At 35.0% G+C, this 13,863-nt stretch carries 13 protein-coding genes and 1 pseudogene; 4 read left to right on the top strand and 10 right to left on the bottom strand.

The features are described from left to right. Window positions 1-7: 7 nt before the first annotated feature. The 4 genes from MHH66_RS10765 (at window position 8) to MHH66_RS10750 (ending at window position 3,677) form a co-directional block, all read left to right on the top strand. Window positions 8-1,111, top strand: coding sequence for a tetratricopeptide repeat protein (locus MHH66_RS10765; RefSeq protein WP_003190346.1), 1,104 nt, complete (start codon window positions 8-10; stop codon window positions 1,109-1,111). After that, window positions 1,108-1,395, top strand: coding sequence for a hypothetical protein (locus tag MHH66_RS10760; RefSeq protein ID WP_063218023.1), 288 nt, complete (start codon window positions 1,108-1,110; stop codon window positions 1,393-1,395). The genes MHH66_RS10765 and MHH66_RS10760 overlap by 4 nt, the downstream gene beginning before the upstream one ends. Window positions 1,396-2,038: 643 nt before the next feature. Then, window positions 2,039-3,070, top strand: a complete 1,032-nt coding sequence (locus MHH66_RS10755) for a S66 family peptidase (protein ID WP_063218024.1) — start codon at window positions 2,039-2,041, stop codon at window positions 3,068-3,070. A gap of 196 nt (window positions 3,071-3,266) precedes the next feature. Next, the gene (locus MHH66_RS10750) at window positions 3,267-3,677 is read left to right on the top strand and encodes a DUF3224 domain-containing protein (RefSeq protein ID WP_003190343.1); all 411 of its coding nucleotides are present in this window, start codon (window positions 3,267-3,269) and stop codon (window positions 3,675-3,677) included. Window positions 3,678-3,893: 216 nt separating this feature from the next. On the opposite strand, the gene MHH66_RS10745 is transcribed toward MHH66_RS10750, so the two are convergent. The 10 genes and pseudogenes from MHH66_RS10745 to MHH66_RS10700 all read right to left on the bottom strand — a co-directional run bounded on the left by MHH66_RS10745 (window position 3,894) and on the right by MHH66_RS10700 (window position 13,798). Next, the gene (locus MHH66_RS10745) at window positions 3,894-4,271 is read right to left on the bottom strand and encodes an enoyl-CoA hydratase (protein WP_002033079.1); all 378 of its coding nucleotides are present in this window, start codon (window positions 4,269-4,271) and stop codon (window positions 3,894-3,896) included. 87 nt (window positions 4,272-4,358) lie between these two features. Then, window positions 4,359-5,606: a DUF1015 domain-containing protein gene (locus MHH66_RS10740; RefSeq protein ID WP_078185761.1), complete on the bottom strand. Its 1,248-nt coding sequence runs from the start codon at window positions 5,604-5,606 to the stop codon at window positions 4,359-4,361. A gap of 13 nt (window positions 5,607-5,619) precedes the next feature. Continuing rightward, window positions 5,620-6,792 (bottom strand): 3-phosphoglycerate dehydrogenase family protein, encoded by a 1,173-nt coding sequence (locus MHH66_RS10735; RefSeq protein WP_063218026.1) that lies wholly within the window; start codon window positions 6,790-6,792, stop codon window positions 5,620-5,622. Between the two features lie 12 nt (window positions 6,793-6,804). Then, complete coding sequence (gene serC, locus MHH66_RS10730; RefSeq protein ID WP_002084568.1) at window positions 6,805-7,887, bottom strand: 3-phosphoserine/phosphohydroxythreonine transaminase; 1,083 nt, start codon at window positions 7,885-7,887, stop codon at window positions 6,805-6,807. Window positions 7,888-8,096: 209 nt separating this feature from the next. Beyond that, window positions 8,097-8,288, bottom strand: coding sequence for a DUF378 domain-containing protein (locus MHH66_RS10725; protein ID WP_002084566.1), 192 nt, complete (start codon window positions 8,286-8,288; stop codon window positions 8,097-8,099). An 88-nt stretch (window positions 8,289-8,376) separates the two neighbouring features. Beyond that, a complete protein-coding gene (locus MHH66_RS10720) occupies window positions 8,377-9,444 on the bottom strand; it encodes a glycoside hydrolase family 113 (RefSeq protein ID WP_078185762.1) in 1,068 nt (355 codons plus the stop codon). A 749-nt stretch (window positions 9,445-10,193) separates the two neighbouring features. Further along, the gene (locus tag MHH66_RS10715; RefSeq protein WP_078185763.1) at window positions 10,194-10,646 is read right to left on the bottom strand and encodes an SMI1/KNR4 family protein; all 453 of its coding nucleotides are present in this window, start codon (window positions 10,644-10,646) and stop codon (window positions 10,194-10,196) included. Window positions 10,647-10,660: 14 nt separating this feature from the next. Further along, window positions 10,661-11,893, bottom strand: a pseudogene (locus tag MHH66_RS10710) (WXG100 family type VII secretion target). A 662-nt stretch (window positions 11,894-12,555) separates the two neighbouring features. Next, window positions 12,556-12,774 carry an alpha/beta-type small acid-soluble spore protein gene (locus MHH66_RS10705; protein ID WP_078185764.1) on the bottom strand — a complete coding sequence of 73 codons (219 nt, stop codon included), beginning with the start codon at window positions 12,772-12,774 and terminating at the stop codon, window positions 12,556-12,558. A 145-nt stretch (window positions 12,775-12,919) separates the two neighbouring features. Further along, the gene (locus tag MHH66_RS10700; RefSeq protein ID WP_063218270.1) at window positions 12,920-13,798 is read right to left on the bottom strand and encodes a CPBP family intramembrane glutamic endopeptidase; all 879 of its coding nucleotides are present in this window, start codon (window positions 13,796-13,798) and stop codon (window positions 12,920-12,922) included. Window positions 13,799-13,863: the final 65 nt, after the last annotated feature.

Below are 13,863 nucleotides of genomic sequence, written 5' to 3'. Positions count from 1 at the left end.
GGCTAATATGAACATTTCATTAAAGGGACATACGTATACAACAAAACATTTAGAAGCTTGGTACCATGCAATCTTAACGCAAAATGTTAAGGAAGCACAAATTCAGTTTCAAGAAGCTAAAAAAGAACATGAAGAAATGCTTTTGAAAGAAACAGAAACATTTCCACTTTATTACTTATATTACGCATTACTCCAGTTCCGACATACAGCTCTGACAGATGGACTATCAATCACGAAAGATAGTTTTCAAATCATAGAAGACCAAGAAAAACCAGAAGATAAACATTTATCTTATCTATATCATTATTATAAAGCGGTTCATTTTGCAGCAATTAATCATTATCAAGAAGCAGAAGAATATTTCTTAAAAGCACAGGCACTTTTATCCGGACACAGTCAAATTGAACAAGCTGATTTCTATTACCGATACGCTGCTTATCATTGTCACCAACAACAACCAAGTTTTGCGATTGTAAATGCTTCTAAAGCATTAGAATTTTTTGAAACGCAACACGGATGTGAAAGAAATATTTCATCCTGTTTAAGTGTACTTGGTGCTTCTTATGTAGACGTAGGACATTTTGAACAAGCTGAGGAAAGCTATAACAAAGCGTTAGATATTCTCCAAAAATTAAATGAAGAATCATTACAACTGTATGTGCGCGGTAATCTAGGTCATCTATATGCTAGCCAGAATCTTTCTGAAGAAGCGATCCGTCACTTGACACAAGTTGTTGAAAAAATCCCATCTCACTACAAAGCTATATTCTTACTTGCACAAGAACATGAAAAATTAGGACTTATCGACAAAGCAAACCACTACATTAAAATAGGGAAACAACTTATTTCTGAACTTGGTAATGAAGAGCACAAACATCACTTTGCTATATTAGAAGCTTTCACGAATCAAACTGAATTAAACAAAATTGAACCGATTGTTTTAGAAGGAATTGAATACTTCAATAAAGAATCTTTATATATCTATGTTTCTGAGTATCTTGAAAAACTAGCTCTTGCGTTTTATAACAAACAACAACATGAAGAAGCAAGTTTATACTTCTTTAATAGTACAATAGCAAAAAAATCAAATGAAAGAGGGTTAAAGAAATGAAAAAAACAATTGGTAAAATCGCTGTAGGTATTGTATTTACGGGTATTGCTGCATTTGGCTTAAACGCAGGTTTCACAAATCAAGCTGGACATACTCACTTCCCGTCTCCACCAGCTCCTTCTTTTTCTGAGGGCCATACTGGCGGCGCTCCTGCATTAAACATCGGTGACACTGGTGGGGCTCCTAAACAAGAAGGGCATGCACATTTCCCTGCTCCAAAAGTTGAATCTCATGGCCATACTGGCGGCGCTCCTGCTAATTCTGAACATGGTACAGGTATTTAAGTTACCCAACTTGAAATCTATTTTGTTTACCATTTTCATATATTTACAAGGAAACCATTTGATGTAACGAATATTATGTATATACATGATTTCTATTGTGATACACTCTACCCGAGAGAAATTCCCAATACATATGTGGTTTTCAAGTCTAAAAAATACACCTAGTAATTAGGTGTATTTTTATTTTACCCCTCTATCTAATAATTAAAGAATACTCCCCTAAAAATCCCAACAAAAAAACCGAAGAAACTACCTATACCTCAGACACTTAAAGTACCACGAACGTTGCGATTTTTAGTGACACTCCGCATCCAATCTCACTTTCATCCCAAGTGCCTAAAGGCGATAGCTTTCTTGTTCAGGAAAAGCTGTAACCTCTCCATTCATGATGATTTTATTTTTCGGATTGAATACGACCAACTTATAATCATTACAGTTACAGATTGCAGAAAATAGCAACCCTCTTTCTCATGCAATGTTGCATACTGTAATTCTCAAATACAATTCAACACTAAGACTGAATTCTTGAATACCAGCAGGTAAACGGATTGATGATGAAGAAACTAATGTGATGCATCATATTTTTTCAATGCTACAGTTTGTATAATCGTAGTCCATTACATTATGTAGGAGCGGAGTTAATATGTTAAAGAAACCAAAGAGATTACAGGCAGGAGATATTGTGGCACTAGTAAGTCCTTCATGGGGAGGCGCAGGCGATTCTGAGATAAGATGGCGTTATGAACAAGGGGTAAAGAGATTAGAAGAAGTTTTCGGTCTTACGGTTGTTCCAATGCCAAATAGTTTAAAAGGTAGCGAATACCTTTACAACAACCCTGAGGCTCGTGCGGAAGATTTAATGACAGCATTTAAAGATACTCGTATTAAAGGAATTATTACGAATATCGGTGGAGAAGATAGCATCCGTTTACTTCCTTATATAGATTTTAATGTTATACGCGAAAATCCGAAAATTTTTATGGGGTACTCTGACGTTACCGTTTCACACTTGTTTTGTCATAAAGCAGGAATTTCCTCTTTTTACGGTCCAGCCATTTTAACTGATTTTGCCGAAAATGTAGAGATGGATCCATATACAGTTGAAATGGTAAATCGGACTCTCTTTTCAAATGAGAATATTGGCGAGATTCAACCCGCTCCTGAATGGACAAGTGAGCGTTTAGAATGGATAGAGGTAAATAAAGATACAAGGCGTACGATGCAACAAAACAATGGCTATGAACTACTTCAAGGCTCTACTACCGTACAAGGACGCTTAATTGGTGGCTGTATAGAAGTATTGGAATTTGCAAAAGGAACGGAACTTTGGCCTGAGAAAAAACATTGGGCGAATAGTATCCTTTTCTTTGAAACCTCTGAAGATCATCCAGAACCAAGTTATATAAAGTATTGGTTACGAAATTACGCAGCGCAAGGCATTCTGCAAAAAGCAAAAGGCATCATTTTTGGTAAACCAAAAGACGAAATGTATTATGAAGAATATAAACACGAAATACTGAAAGTTATGAAAGAACATAACTTAGAAGATTTGCCGATTCTTTATAATTTAAATTTTGGCCATACCGAGCCGAAGTTTATTTTACCTTACGGTGCGATGGCAGAAATTGATTGTGAAAATGGGTCTTTCTCTATTTTAGAGAATGGCGTGGAATAAAGGAAAACTTTAAATAAGTATAGCCATTTTCCTGATCCTACAGAAAAAATAGCGTGTTTTTTCATTTTAGAGAGTATTTTATTTTGGTTAGCTTGATAGCGACATGAAAGGACCCCAATAAATAAAATCACTCCTATGAGATATGACTGTGAATTGATACTTTTTAAAAGTATATAATTGGAGGGAGATTACGTTTATGGAAGTAACATTTACAGTAAGTAAATGGGATGAAAAACTAATCGATGATACTAGAAAAGATTTCCCTATTAATATTGCCCATGTTGAATATGATATTGATGGTGAATTAAAAGGAAAAGCTTTTGTTGAATACTTATTATATTATTTAGACTCAAATATAAATGATGGTCACTTGGCTACTGCTAAAATTTCTGGGTTTTTACACTTTGAAGGAATTTATAAGGGGCAACAAGGGACATTTACAGCTATAGAGCAAGGAATATTTGATAAAGGAAATCTAGATTCCCCAGGAACAATTATTAAAGCTACTGGTAACTTAGAAAATCTGAGGGGGTCCTATACTTATCAGTTTACAGGTCAAACTAGTAAACTGATTTTAGAGTTTGAATTTCAGCAAAATACCCTATAATTTAGTGGAAAGGACATTTCTTGTAATACTAGGAATGTCCTTTTTTTGTTGACGAGCTTATTCAACTATTCTTCTATTAGTTAAGAAAAGAACAGAGTATATTACATAACGTCTTATTATCAGTATTCAGCAATGTGTAAAATTTTAATTATGGGGGGAATTAAAATCTAAGCCCGAGAGACATGGCCCCCACCTATTCATTACTTTTCCTACTTACTAAAGAATAATTCCCGAAAAACTCCCCTTCATAACTTCTTTTTCAAGTTGGTTCCTACATATAAACATCGCAATAATTTTTGTACGATGTTTTTCATCGGGTTCAAACTGTTCAATAGTTACGTCACAACGAATTGTATCACCGCTAAAAACAGGACGTAAAAATTCAAAATCCATCTTGCGAGCTAGTACGTTATAGTCACCGCCAATTTTTGTAGGCAGCGTTGATGTTAACAGCCCTTGTACAACAAATCTCCCCTGCTCATCTGGTGTAACATGATGAACACCTTCATCTTTAGATACTTCTGTAAATAAAACAACATCTTCTTTTGTAAAAGTTCGCTCAAAGGTGATTTTTTCGCCTACTTGTAATTTCATCGATACCCCTCCTCAAAAACACTTTTAAAATAAGAAAAACCGAAATTAAAAATCATTTCGGTTTTTCCAAACTGTAGAAGTCTATATTTACTTTAACGAATGAACAAACAACCCACTGCGCAGTTTCGGTTCAAACCACGTTGATTTTGGCGGCATAACTTCCCCTGCGTCTGCGATTGCTAATAAAGCTTCCATTGATGTCGGATATAATGAAAACGCTGCTTTATATTCACCGCTATTTACAAGGCGTTCTAATTCTTCTAATCCGCGGATTCCTCCGACAAAATCAATGCGTGAATCAGATCGTGGATCATGTATTTCAAGTACTTGGCTTAATAAATGATCTTGCAGAATAGATACATCTAAACCTTTAACGAGATCATTCGCATCAAACGTTTCCTCTTTCACAGTGAGCTTATACCACTTCTCGTTTACATACATGCCAAATGATTTTGGTTCATTTGGTTTATACGGAGAACCATTTGCTTCTTCTACATAGAAGTACTGCGTAATTTGCTTTAAAAACTGCTCGACTGATAAACCATTTAAATCTTTCACAACCCGGTTATAGTCCCAAATTGATAATTCATCATGAGGGAATAAAACAGATAGGAAGAAATTGAATTCCTCTTCTCCTGTGTAATTCGGATATTGTTCTCTTCGCATTAGCCCTACTTTTGCAGCTGATGCAGAGCGGTGATGTCCATCTGCAATGTAAAGACTAGGAATATCTTCAAATGCGTTTACTAAATTTGCAATTACTTCTTCATCTGCAATCTTCCACGCAACATGCCTAACACCATCTTCTGCTGTAAATTTATAGATTGGCGCATGTTCTTCTTTCCAGCTTGCAATGAAACGTTTCACCTCTTCTTTTGTACGATACGTTAAAAAGATTGGCCCCGTATTTGCGTCACACACATCTACGTGGCGAATACGATCAAGTTCTTTTTCATGACGCGTTCTTTCATGTTTTTTAATTGTATCATCTTCATACTCGTCAATCGATGTACAAACGACAAGGCCTGACTGTGTTCTTCCTTGCATCGTCAGTTCATAAATGTAAAGCGCTGGCTCCTCATCTTGAACGAACACTTCTTCTTGTATAAATTGCTTTAAATTTTCACCCGCTTTTTCATATACGCGATCATCGTACGGTGAAAGTGCTGGATCTAAATCAATTTCGGCTTTATCAACGTGTAAGAAAGAATATGGATTCCCTTTTACAACTTCTCTTGCTTCTTCACTATTTAATACATCGTAAGGTAAAGCGGCCACTTGCACTGCTTTTTCTTCTACTGGACGGATGGCCCGAAACGGTCGGATTTTTGCCAAGTTTCTCTCTCCTTTACACAATCATTCGAACAGCTACAACACCTGTGATTTTACTTATATTTTCCACAATATTCTCTTTCATTATATCATCAATTCCGTTATCAATATCAATCATTGTGTACGCCCAAGAATGTTTACTACGATTAATCATATCCGCAATATTAATATGATGTTCTGCTAAGCATCCTGTAATTTGTCCTACCATGTTCGGAACGTTTTGATGCATAATTGTAATTCGTTTTTTTCCAATGTACGGAAGCTCTACGTTTGGATAGTTTACTGAATTACGAATATTACCTGTCTCTAAATATTCACGTAATTGACGTGCAGCCATTACTGCACAATTTTCTTCAGATTCAGACGTAGATGCACCGAGGTGAGGCGTTGCTGTTACATTTTTCATCTTTATAACATTTTCATTCGGGAAATCTGTTACGTAATGTGTAATAATATCTTCTTCTAACGCTTTTTGAAGAGCATTTTCATCTACAAGTTCTCCTCTTGAGAAATTGAATAGACGCATTCCTTTTTTCATCGTCTCTATAGCGTGTTCACCAACAATCCCCTTCGTTTGATTCGTAAGTGGAATATGCAGTGTAATATAATCACAAGTTGCAAAAATTTCATCTAAGCTAAACGCTCTTTGTACTTGCGTAGAAAGACGCCATGCTGTTTCAACAGATATATACGGATCGTATCCGACAACGTCCATCCCTAAAGCTAACGCATCGTTCGCAACTAAAGCACCGATTGCGCCAAGACCGATAACACCTAAACGTTTCCCTGCAATTTCTGACCCAACGAATTGCTTCTTCCCAGCTTCAACAAGCTGTGGTACTTCTTCTCCATCCAACTCTTTCGTCCAGCTCACTCCGTTTATAATATTACGGGAAGACATAATAAGGCTTGCGATAATAAGTTCCTTCACTGCATTCGCATTAGCCCCTGGCGTATTAAATACTACAATCCCTTTTTCCGTACAACGCTCAACAGGAATATTATTTACACCGGCACCAGCTCTTGCAATTGCCTTTAAATCTTCTGAAAACTCTTCTTCATGTAAAGAATAGCTTCGAAGTAAAATACCATCTGGATGACCTACTTTGTCTCCAATTTCATAGCGATTCCCATCAAAAATTTGCAAACCCTTTTCGGCAATTTGATTTAACGTCTGAACACGAAACATATCCCCATCTCCCTATCTATTTTCAAGCTCAAATTCCTTCATATAGTCTACTAATTCTTGTACACCTTGGGTTGGCATCGCATTGTAAACACTAGCGCGCATACCGCCGACTGAACGATGTCCCTTTAGCGTAACGAAACCGCGCTCTTTCGATTTTTGTAAAAACTGATTGTTAAGCTCCTCTGACGGTGTTGTAAACGGAATATTCATAAGTGACCGATACGTGGGATCAACTGGTGAAGTAAACAATTTAGATTCATCTAAAAAATTGTAAAGAAGTGAAGATTTCATTCTATTTTGTTCTTCAATCGCAGATACCCCGCCTTGTTCTTTCAACCACTCTAGTACAAGTTTTGCTACATAAATACTAAAGGTTGGCGGTGTATTATATAGGGAGTTATTTTTACTGTAAGTTTCATAGTTTAACATCGTAGGACAAGCACTATTTGCACTGCCAATTAAATCTCTTTTTATAATTACAATCGTTAAACCCGCTGGCCCTAAATTCTTTTGCGCACCCGCATATATGAGACCAAACTTCGTAACATCATATTGTTCTGATAAAATATTTGAGGACATATCCGCAACGAGCGGCACTCTCTCTAAATGTGGAATATCCACATATTTTGTCCCCTCAATTGTATTGTTCGTTGTAATATGTACATAATCTAGTTCTTCATCATTTGGTAAATCATCCATTTTAGGAATTGTAGTAAACTTCTCTTTTTCAGAAGAAGCAATCACTTGTACTTCTCCTACTTTTCCGGCTTCTTGCAGCGCCTTTTTAGACCATGAACCTGTCAGTACGTACCCAGCTTTTTTATACGTACTCATTAAATTTAACGGTATCATAGAAAATTGTAATGACGCACCGCCCTGTAAAAATAAAACTTCATACTCATCAGGAATGTTCATTAATTCACGAAGTAAGCTACTTGCTTCATCAATAATACTTTGGAAATAAGAAGATCTATGGCTCATTTCCATAACAGACATGCCTGTCCCGTTATAATTTACAAGCTCCTTTTGCACTTTCTCTAAAACTGGCAAAGGGAGTATAGATGGTCCTGCTGAAAAATTATACACTCTCTCCATCACCCAGATAACCTCCCTATTTCTCATTTTTATTATTTTTTAAACTTTCTGAATTATAACCTATATACAATACACGGTCAATTTGTTTTCCGTTATTACGGTGCAAGACGCAATGGAATCGCTTGCATGTGCACCCTGCTTTTTATAAACATACAAAAAAGTGTTAAGTACATAATCGTACTTAACACTCTAGTAATTAAGTATAATAGCTACTTACTCGTAAAGAACCGATCGAAAATTTGATAAATAGCTGAAAGACCAAAGAGCCAATAAATAGTATCCACAAGCGCCGGCATAGAACCAAACCATTTCTCAACTACATTATAATCTAACGCCACAAACAACCAATTCAAACCGCCAAGAATCACCAAAATTACTGTAAGGTATGACAAAAATTTCATTATGATTGCCCCCTAGGTGATAAGATGGTGAAAGGCCTTTCACTAAAATATATGTAATAGATTCTAAAACTTACCTATTTTATAAAATTTATTTTCGATACCAGCCATTAATAACTGTCTCTGCTTCTTTACTATGTATTTGATATGAATGATTACTATCATTAGATCCGATAAACCAAATTGAAAAACCTTTAAAATATGGCTTCGCTTCTAATACATCTCGGTAAGCACGCCACCCGTTAAGTTGTACATCTTTCAAAAACACATTCGTAACATCTGGGTTCCACGGGCTTTGTAGTCCAAGTTCACGTGCTGGCACATTAAATCCACCAAAATAAACTGGCTTTCCAGTTGTTTTATGTAATGTCTCAAGTTGCTGAATGACATTTTGGCCACGATTGTATACTGTCGTCGCAAATAAGCTTTGTTTTACTTCTTCGTATGATGGATTTCTTTTTCCTGAAACTTCAAACCAACTATCAATACTTACAATGTCCACCTTTTTTAAATACGGACGATTTATTTTCTCTTTAAATTTCGCCTCAAAAGAAGGATCAAAGCTTGCAGTTAACCACCAATTCATTTGATACAAAACATTTCCTTTATACTGTTTACGAACAAAATCAATTGTATCGCTCCAGTATCCTTCTGCATATTCCATATTCACGAAATTAGAAGCGATTTTCAGCCCATAAATATTATACTTACTTGTAATGGAATTAAAAATATCTTGTAAAACAACCGTTTTCCAATTCCAGAAGAAATCGTTAATATTACTAGGGTTCCACTCTGTTTCTCCAATATTTCCTTGCTGAATAAACGGAAACGGCTCCAATATAACTTGTATATTACGCTTTAATAATTCTTGAATTAAAATAATAGCTTGTTTCTTTTGCGCCTGATTAATTACCATATTAGCCGAATTCACATCCGAAATATCTACTTGAATAGGTACATTCACCGTATTTAAATTCAAGCGCTCTACATCTGCTAACACTTTCGCTACATTGCCTACTTCCCATACCGTTACGTTTCCTGATTTTATTTTTCCAGATTGAACAGTATTTACATCCGCCTTTATATTTCCCTGGAAACAAAAAGAAAACAACATGATACACACTCCTAAAATACTTACTAAACTCTTACTTTTCTTCACAAGTTTCCCCCTATATTTTTTGGCATCCTTGCTTATTCTATACAATTTTTCACATATATTCCATAAGAATATTTAATGAAATTTCATCAATAAAAATGCTATTCACCTTTTATCAATACCTTATTCATATTAACCTCCTAAAAATAGTAAGATAAATAAAAAAGGAGCGTATTTCCGCTCCTTTTCTATCTTTTCACAATGGAAGTTATTGAATATTTTTTGATAACCTAACCACATCTGTTTTTTTGTATAAATAAATTTTTATCTATATTCGCTTTTTGTTTGTATTACTTTTATTTACTTCATTATTTACCTTTGCAGTTAAGAATTCCTTTGTTCTTTTTTCAAAAATCACACCATCATACAAATAAATTCTTAACTGTGTACAAAGTAATAATTACTTCATGAATATTATAGCTATAATTAATTCTTTTAGTTAAAAAATAAAGAAGGGAGAGAGATACGTATATTATTCAAGTGTTCATTAAATCGGAATTTAACGAACACTTGAAAGAAGGGAAGTTAACCTCCCTTCTTTTCACAGATATTGATTTTCTTGGATCCATGTTGTTTCCGTATCTCCAGTAATCTTGTTCAAAGCTCGTTCAGCTACAGTAACTGTTGATGCTGTAATATAAAGGTAATCCAAAAAAGTAATCGTAATTAAACTTGAGAAAGCGGATGATGGTTAGAAAATTAGTAAATCATAAAAAAACGTCCTAGAATTCTAGGACGTTTTTTTAGTTCCCTCAATCTTCTTCTTCGAAATCACGTAGACTAGCAAGCAATTCTGTAAATGTTGAGCAAACAGGATATATTGCTTCCTCTATGTTTTCTTCCTCATGCTCCCAGAATACGATTATTGGTGAATCAGTGTTGTTTCGATAATCAAAGCATAGAAGATTGCCGAATGGATCTCTAGCAAAAGGATATATTTTGTCAGGTAATCTATCTTTCGTACTATTATATGTTTCTAGAATTGAATATTTTCTATCAGAATCTAAGGTTAAAAGATTATTAAGTGAATTTTCATCTTGATTTGGAATGTTAAATGTATCTGGCGTTGGATATCCACCATCATATTTTTGTACACAATCAATAAAATCATTAGGAAGTTTAATATTTAAGTATTGTTCTAATTTTTTAATTTGGTCATCTGTTACTCTTTTTTCATTTACATTAATCCATGTAATGTGACTCATGGCTAAGTACCTCCCTATTTATCGCTATCTTTTCCCCAAATTTTATATCCACCTGTATGACCAGTATCATGATGAGTCTGATAATCTACAAGTTGCATCCTTCCAGTGTCTTGATGATGATGCCATGTATAATGCTCGGGAGTTTTTCCTATTTTAAATAATTGAATTTCTTCATCCGTAAATTTTAAAGCTAATTCAGGATTTTCCATTATTTGTTCATATAATGCCTTACTACACTTTCTAGACTGTGTTGTTCTAGACTTTTTGAAATCTGCCTCTTTTAACATTATCTCGCCTTTTGATTCAAAAATAGGAAATCCTTCAGCATCATACGGAATACCTGTAACAGGGTGCCTATCTCCTGCTAAGTCTCCTTTCCGTAAACGAATCGTTTTTGGTCCATTCGCACCCTCATAAGTATACGTAGCTGCTTTCTGTAAATATTGTTGTGTACTGCCGACACCTGCATATGAAAGATGATTACCGGCTTTAAATTCATAGTTATTTAAAATGTGCAATGCATTTCTGTAAGCAGGAGAATTAATTACAAGTGATTTCCCTTTGCTAATCCCTGTAATAGCAGCTACCTTTCCGGCTTGTCCTACTTTATCTAGACCTTTGCTACCAACAAAGCCTGTGAGTAGCGTAGTGACTGCGTAAGCTGCATAATGTTCTCTGCTTTCCAGATCTCCATTCCAAAAATTATTCATAAATGTATCTGATACAGTGTTCCATGCAGCAGGAATAGTCTCTCTATAGTTTACAATCGCATCTCGCATATTTAACCAAGTTTCTTTATCTCCTAAAGCTACGAATCCTTTCCATGCATCTACAACACCATCTACAAAACCAGTAGAAATACCAGTCTACGCAGCATTTAAATCCTTTTTATTGAAAAATGACTCTTCTGATTTTGGAGGGAGTTTTCCACACATGGCTCCTTCTTGAATATCAGAGTCAACTAAATTTCCGTCATACGATTCATCCGCTTCTCGGAATTTAACAGCTGCACGTTCTAATTCTACTGCGATTTTATCTAATTCTTGCAAAATGTTAAACATCATTGGTTTTGCTTCATTAAACATCTGATAGAAACGATCACTGCTTGCTCCGCTCCACTGAGAAGCTATATATTCAATTTGAGAGTATAAATCTTTATGTATATATTCTAATGATGATCTCGTATTTCTTACGGTTTTAGCAGCTTGTTCTAATTGTTCCGGTGTTACCTTTATTTGTGTGCTCATTCCATCCCTTCTTTGCATATATATTATAAAAATTATAACATATCATTATTTCATTAATGGTTATCATTTGAAAATATCCGTTCCTAAAAGTGAAAGTATATCCCATCATAAATACAGCTCCAATTCCTCATTAGAAAAATGAACTGCCCCCTTAAATAACCCTCGTTGTTATAAAAGACATCACGTTTTTATACTGATAGTATTATAAAATAAGTGGTTTATTAATTTTGCAATGAAATTCATTTTATAGACCCCTCTCTTTGTCAATAATTTATCTATTTAATACAATTATATATTCGAATAGATAACTAATAAAAACAACAAATTTCCGAAAAATATATTTCGTTTATTAATAATATAATTTTTGGTATTCGATTGATGGTCGTAAGAAAAACATAATAGGGTGACGCCACATGCTCGTCAAGCGAAGTTAAAATTATATCCTCAAAATAAAAAAATGCTATACTTATGGTAAAAATCTTCAACTGGAGTACCGATGAAATCAGAAGGATTGAATCAATGCTTTAATTCAGTATCCGTTGTATTTCTTCCAGAAATCCTTACTCCTCTTTTTACACAAAAACAGACTGTGGAGAAGATTTTCTCCACAGTCTGAAAAGAATCCATATATATATATGGATTCTTTTATTTATCACCTTAACTTACTGTAACCTATATTGTCCTGTTAATTGTTCCTCTGCCATTCGAACTAAGCGTTTTTTAATTTCTCCACCGACAGAACCATTTGCACGTGCTGATGTATCCGGTCCTAATGTGACTCCTAATTCACGAGCAATCTCGTACTTCATCTGCTCAATAGCACTTGCAGCTGCAGAAATAAGAATTTCATTTGTATTACTTTCATGTCTTTGAATATTCATAATTGCACCTCCATTATATTTGCATATAACATGTGATTAATTATGATATTTATACATGGGTTAACTATATTTTTCTAATATTTCTAGGAGCATCTTATTTCGCCTTGTCATATTTCACTAATTGAATTTAAAACACATCCGTATGCTATTTAGTAACATTCACTATTCGAGACGTAATTATTGCAGTAATCAAGATAATAAGAGCAGTTATCAAGCCAGATTCTCCAATCCAAATCTCAGTTTGATATCCTGTACTTGCACGTGCGAAAGGTCCTTGAATAATGGCATTCCAAGTAGTATGGATGATAACCGAAGGCCAAACGCTACCTGTGATAAGTCGTAAATAAGCTGTAATATAACTGAATGGCACAATACAAAAATAGATGCCAAGTACTGAAAGAAGGACAGATGTTCCCTCTACATATAGACCAGCAATAACAATTGGAACATGCCACGTTGCCCAAATCAATCCACTAATAAGGATGGGCCGTGAAAACTCTGCATCGACTAGCCTTGTGAGCATATAACCTCGCCAACCCATTTCTTCTCCCAAAACTGGGATTAAGTTAAGCAAACTCCCTAAAATGCCGCTCAATACTACTAGATAAATGAAACTGAATGGTGCCGTTAGATACTGAAGCCCAAGTATATTGTAGATTGGTTCTAACATACCACCTTCGGGATGCTGAAACCCCGCAATCCCGCTCAACCAGGCGATAGAATAAGTAATTCCACAAATAATCATAGGTATTAGCAGAGCAAAACCAATCCCCTTCCATATCTTTAAGTTACCGAGACTAAAAGATACATCTTTAAACCCTTCTTTCAGTATTATGCGAGTCAAAATAGAAGAAAATGCTGGGATAAACATATATACCACAATAAGCGGCATACTTTTAGTAATTATTACTACTACATTTAGGATAATAGAAGTAATGATTAAGATACTCAGAAAGAGTTGCAGTCCTATTTTAGCACGTTGGATTTTATCTTTATTGTGGAACGATTTTGCGTGTAATATCATTGTAATCCGCCCTTCCCCTTTAATTCACTTGTTTATCGAATTTACTTCTTGTCATTTCCACAGAC

Source organism: Bacillus sp. FSL H8-0492 (assembly GCF_038006145.1).
GTDB lineage: Bacteria > Bacillota > Bacilli > Bacillales > Bacillaceae_G > Bacillus_A > Bacillus_A mycoides.
This window is presented reverse-complemented; position numbering and strand designations above follow the sequence as displayed.

Coding starts and splice junctions, on each gene's coding strand:
- MHH66_RS10765 (WP_003190346.1), top strand. CDS start 8: ATGAACATTTCATTAAAGGGACATACGTATACAACAAAACATTTAGAA.
- MHH66_RS10760 (WP_063218023.1), top strand. CDS start 1,108: ATGAAAAAAACAATTGGTAAAATCGCTGTAGGTATTGTATTTACGGGT.
- MHH66_RS10755 (WP_063218024.1), top strand. CDS start 2,039: ATGTTAAAGAAACCAAAGAGATTACAGGCAGGAGATATTGTGGCACTA.
- MHH66_RS10750 (WP_003190343.1), top strand. CDS start 3,267: ATGGAAGTAACATTTACAGTAAGTAAATGGGATGAAAAACTAATCGAT.
- MHH66_RS10745 (WP_002033079.1), bottom strand. CDS start 4,271: ATGAAATTACAAGTAGGCGAAAAAATCACCTTTGAGCGAACTTTTACA.
- MHH66_RS10735 (WP_063218026.1), bottom strand. CDS start 6,792: ATGTTTCGTGTTCAGACGTTAAATCAAATTGCCGAAAAGGGTTTGCAA.
- serC (WP_002084568.1), bottom strand. CDS start 7,887: ATGGAGAGAGTGTATAATTTTTCAGCAGGACCATCTATACTCCCTTTG.
- MHH66_RS10725 (WP_002084566.1), bottom strand. CDS start 8,288: ATGAAATTTTTGTCATACCTTACAGTAATTTTGGTGATTCTTGGCGGT.
- MHH66_RS10715 (WP_078185763.1), bottom strand. CDS start 10,646: ATGAGTCACATTACATGGATTAATGTAAATGAAAAAAGAGTAACAGAT.
- MHH66_RS10705 (WP_078185764.1), bottom strand. CDS start 12,774: ATGAATATTCAAAGACATGAAAGTAATACAAATGAAATTCTTATTTCT.
- MHH66_RS10700 (WP_063218270.1), bottom strand. CDS start 13,798: ATGATATTACACGCAAAATCGTTCCACAATAAAGATAAAATCCAACGT.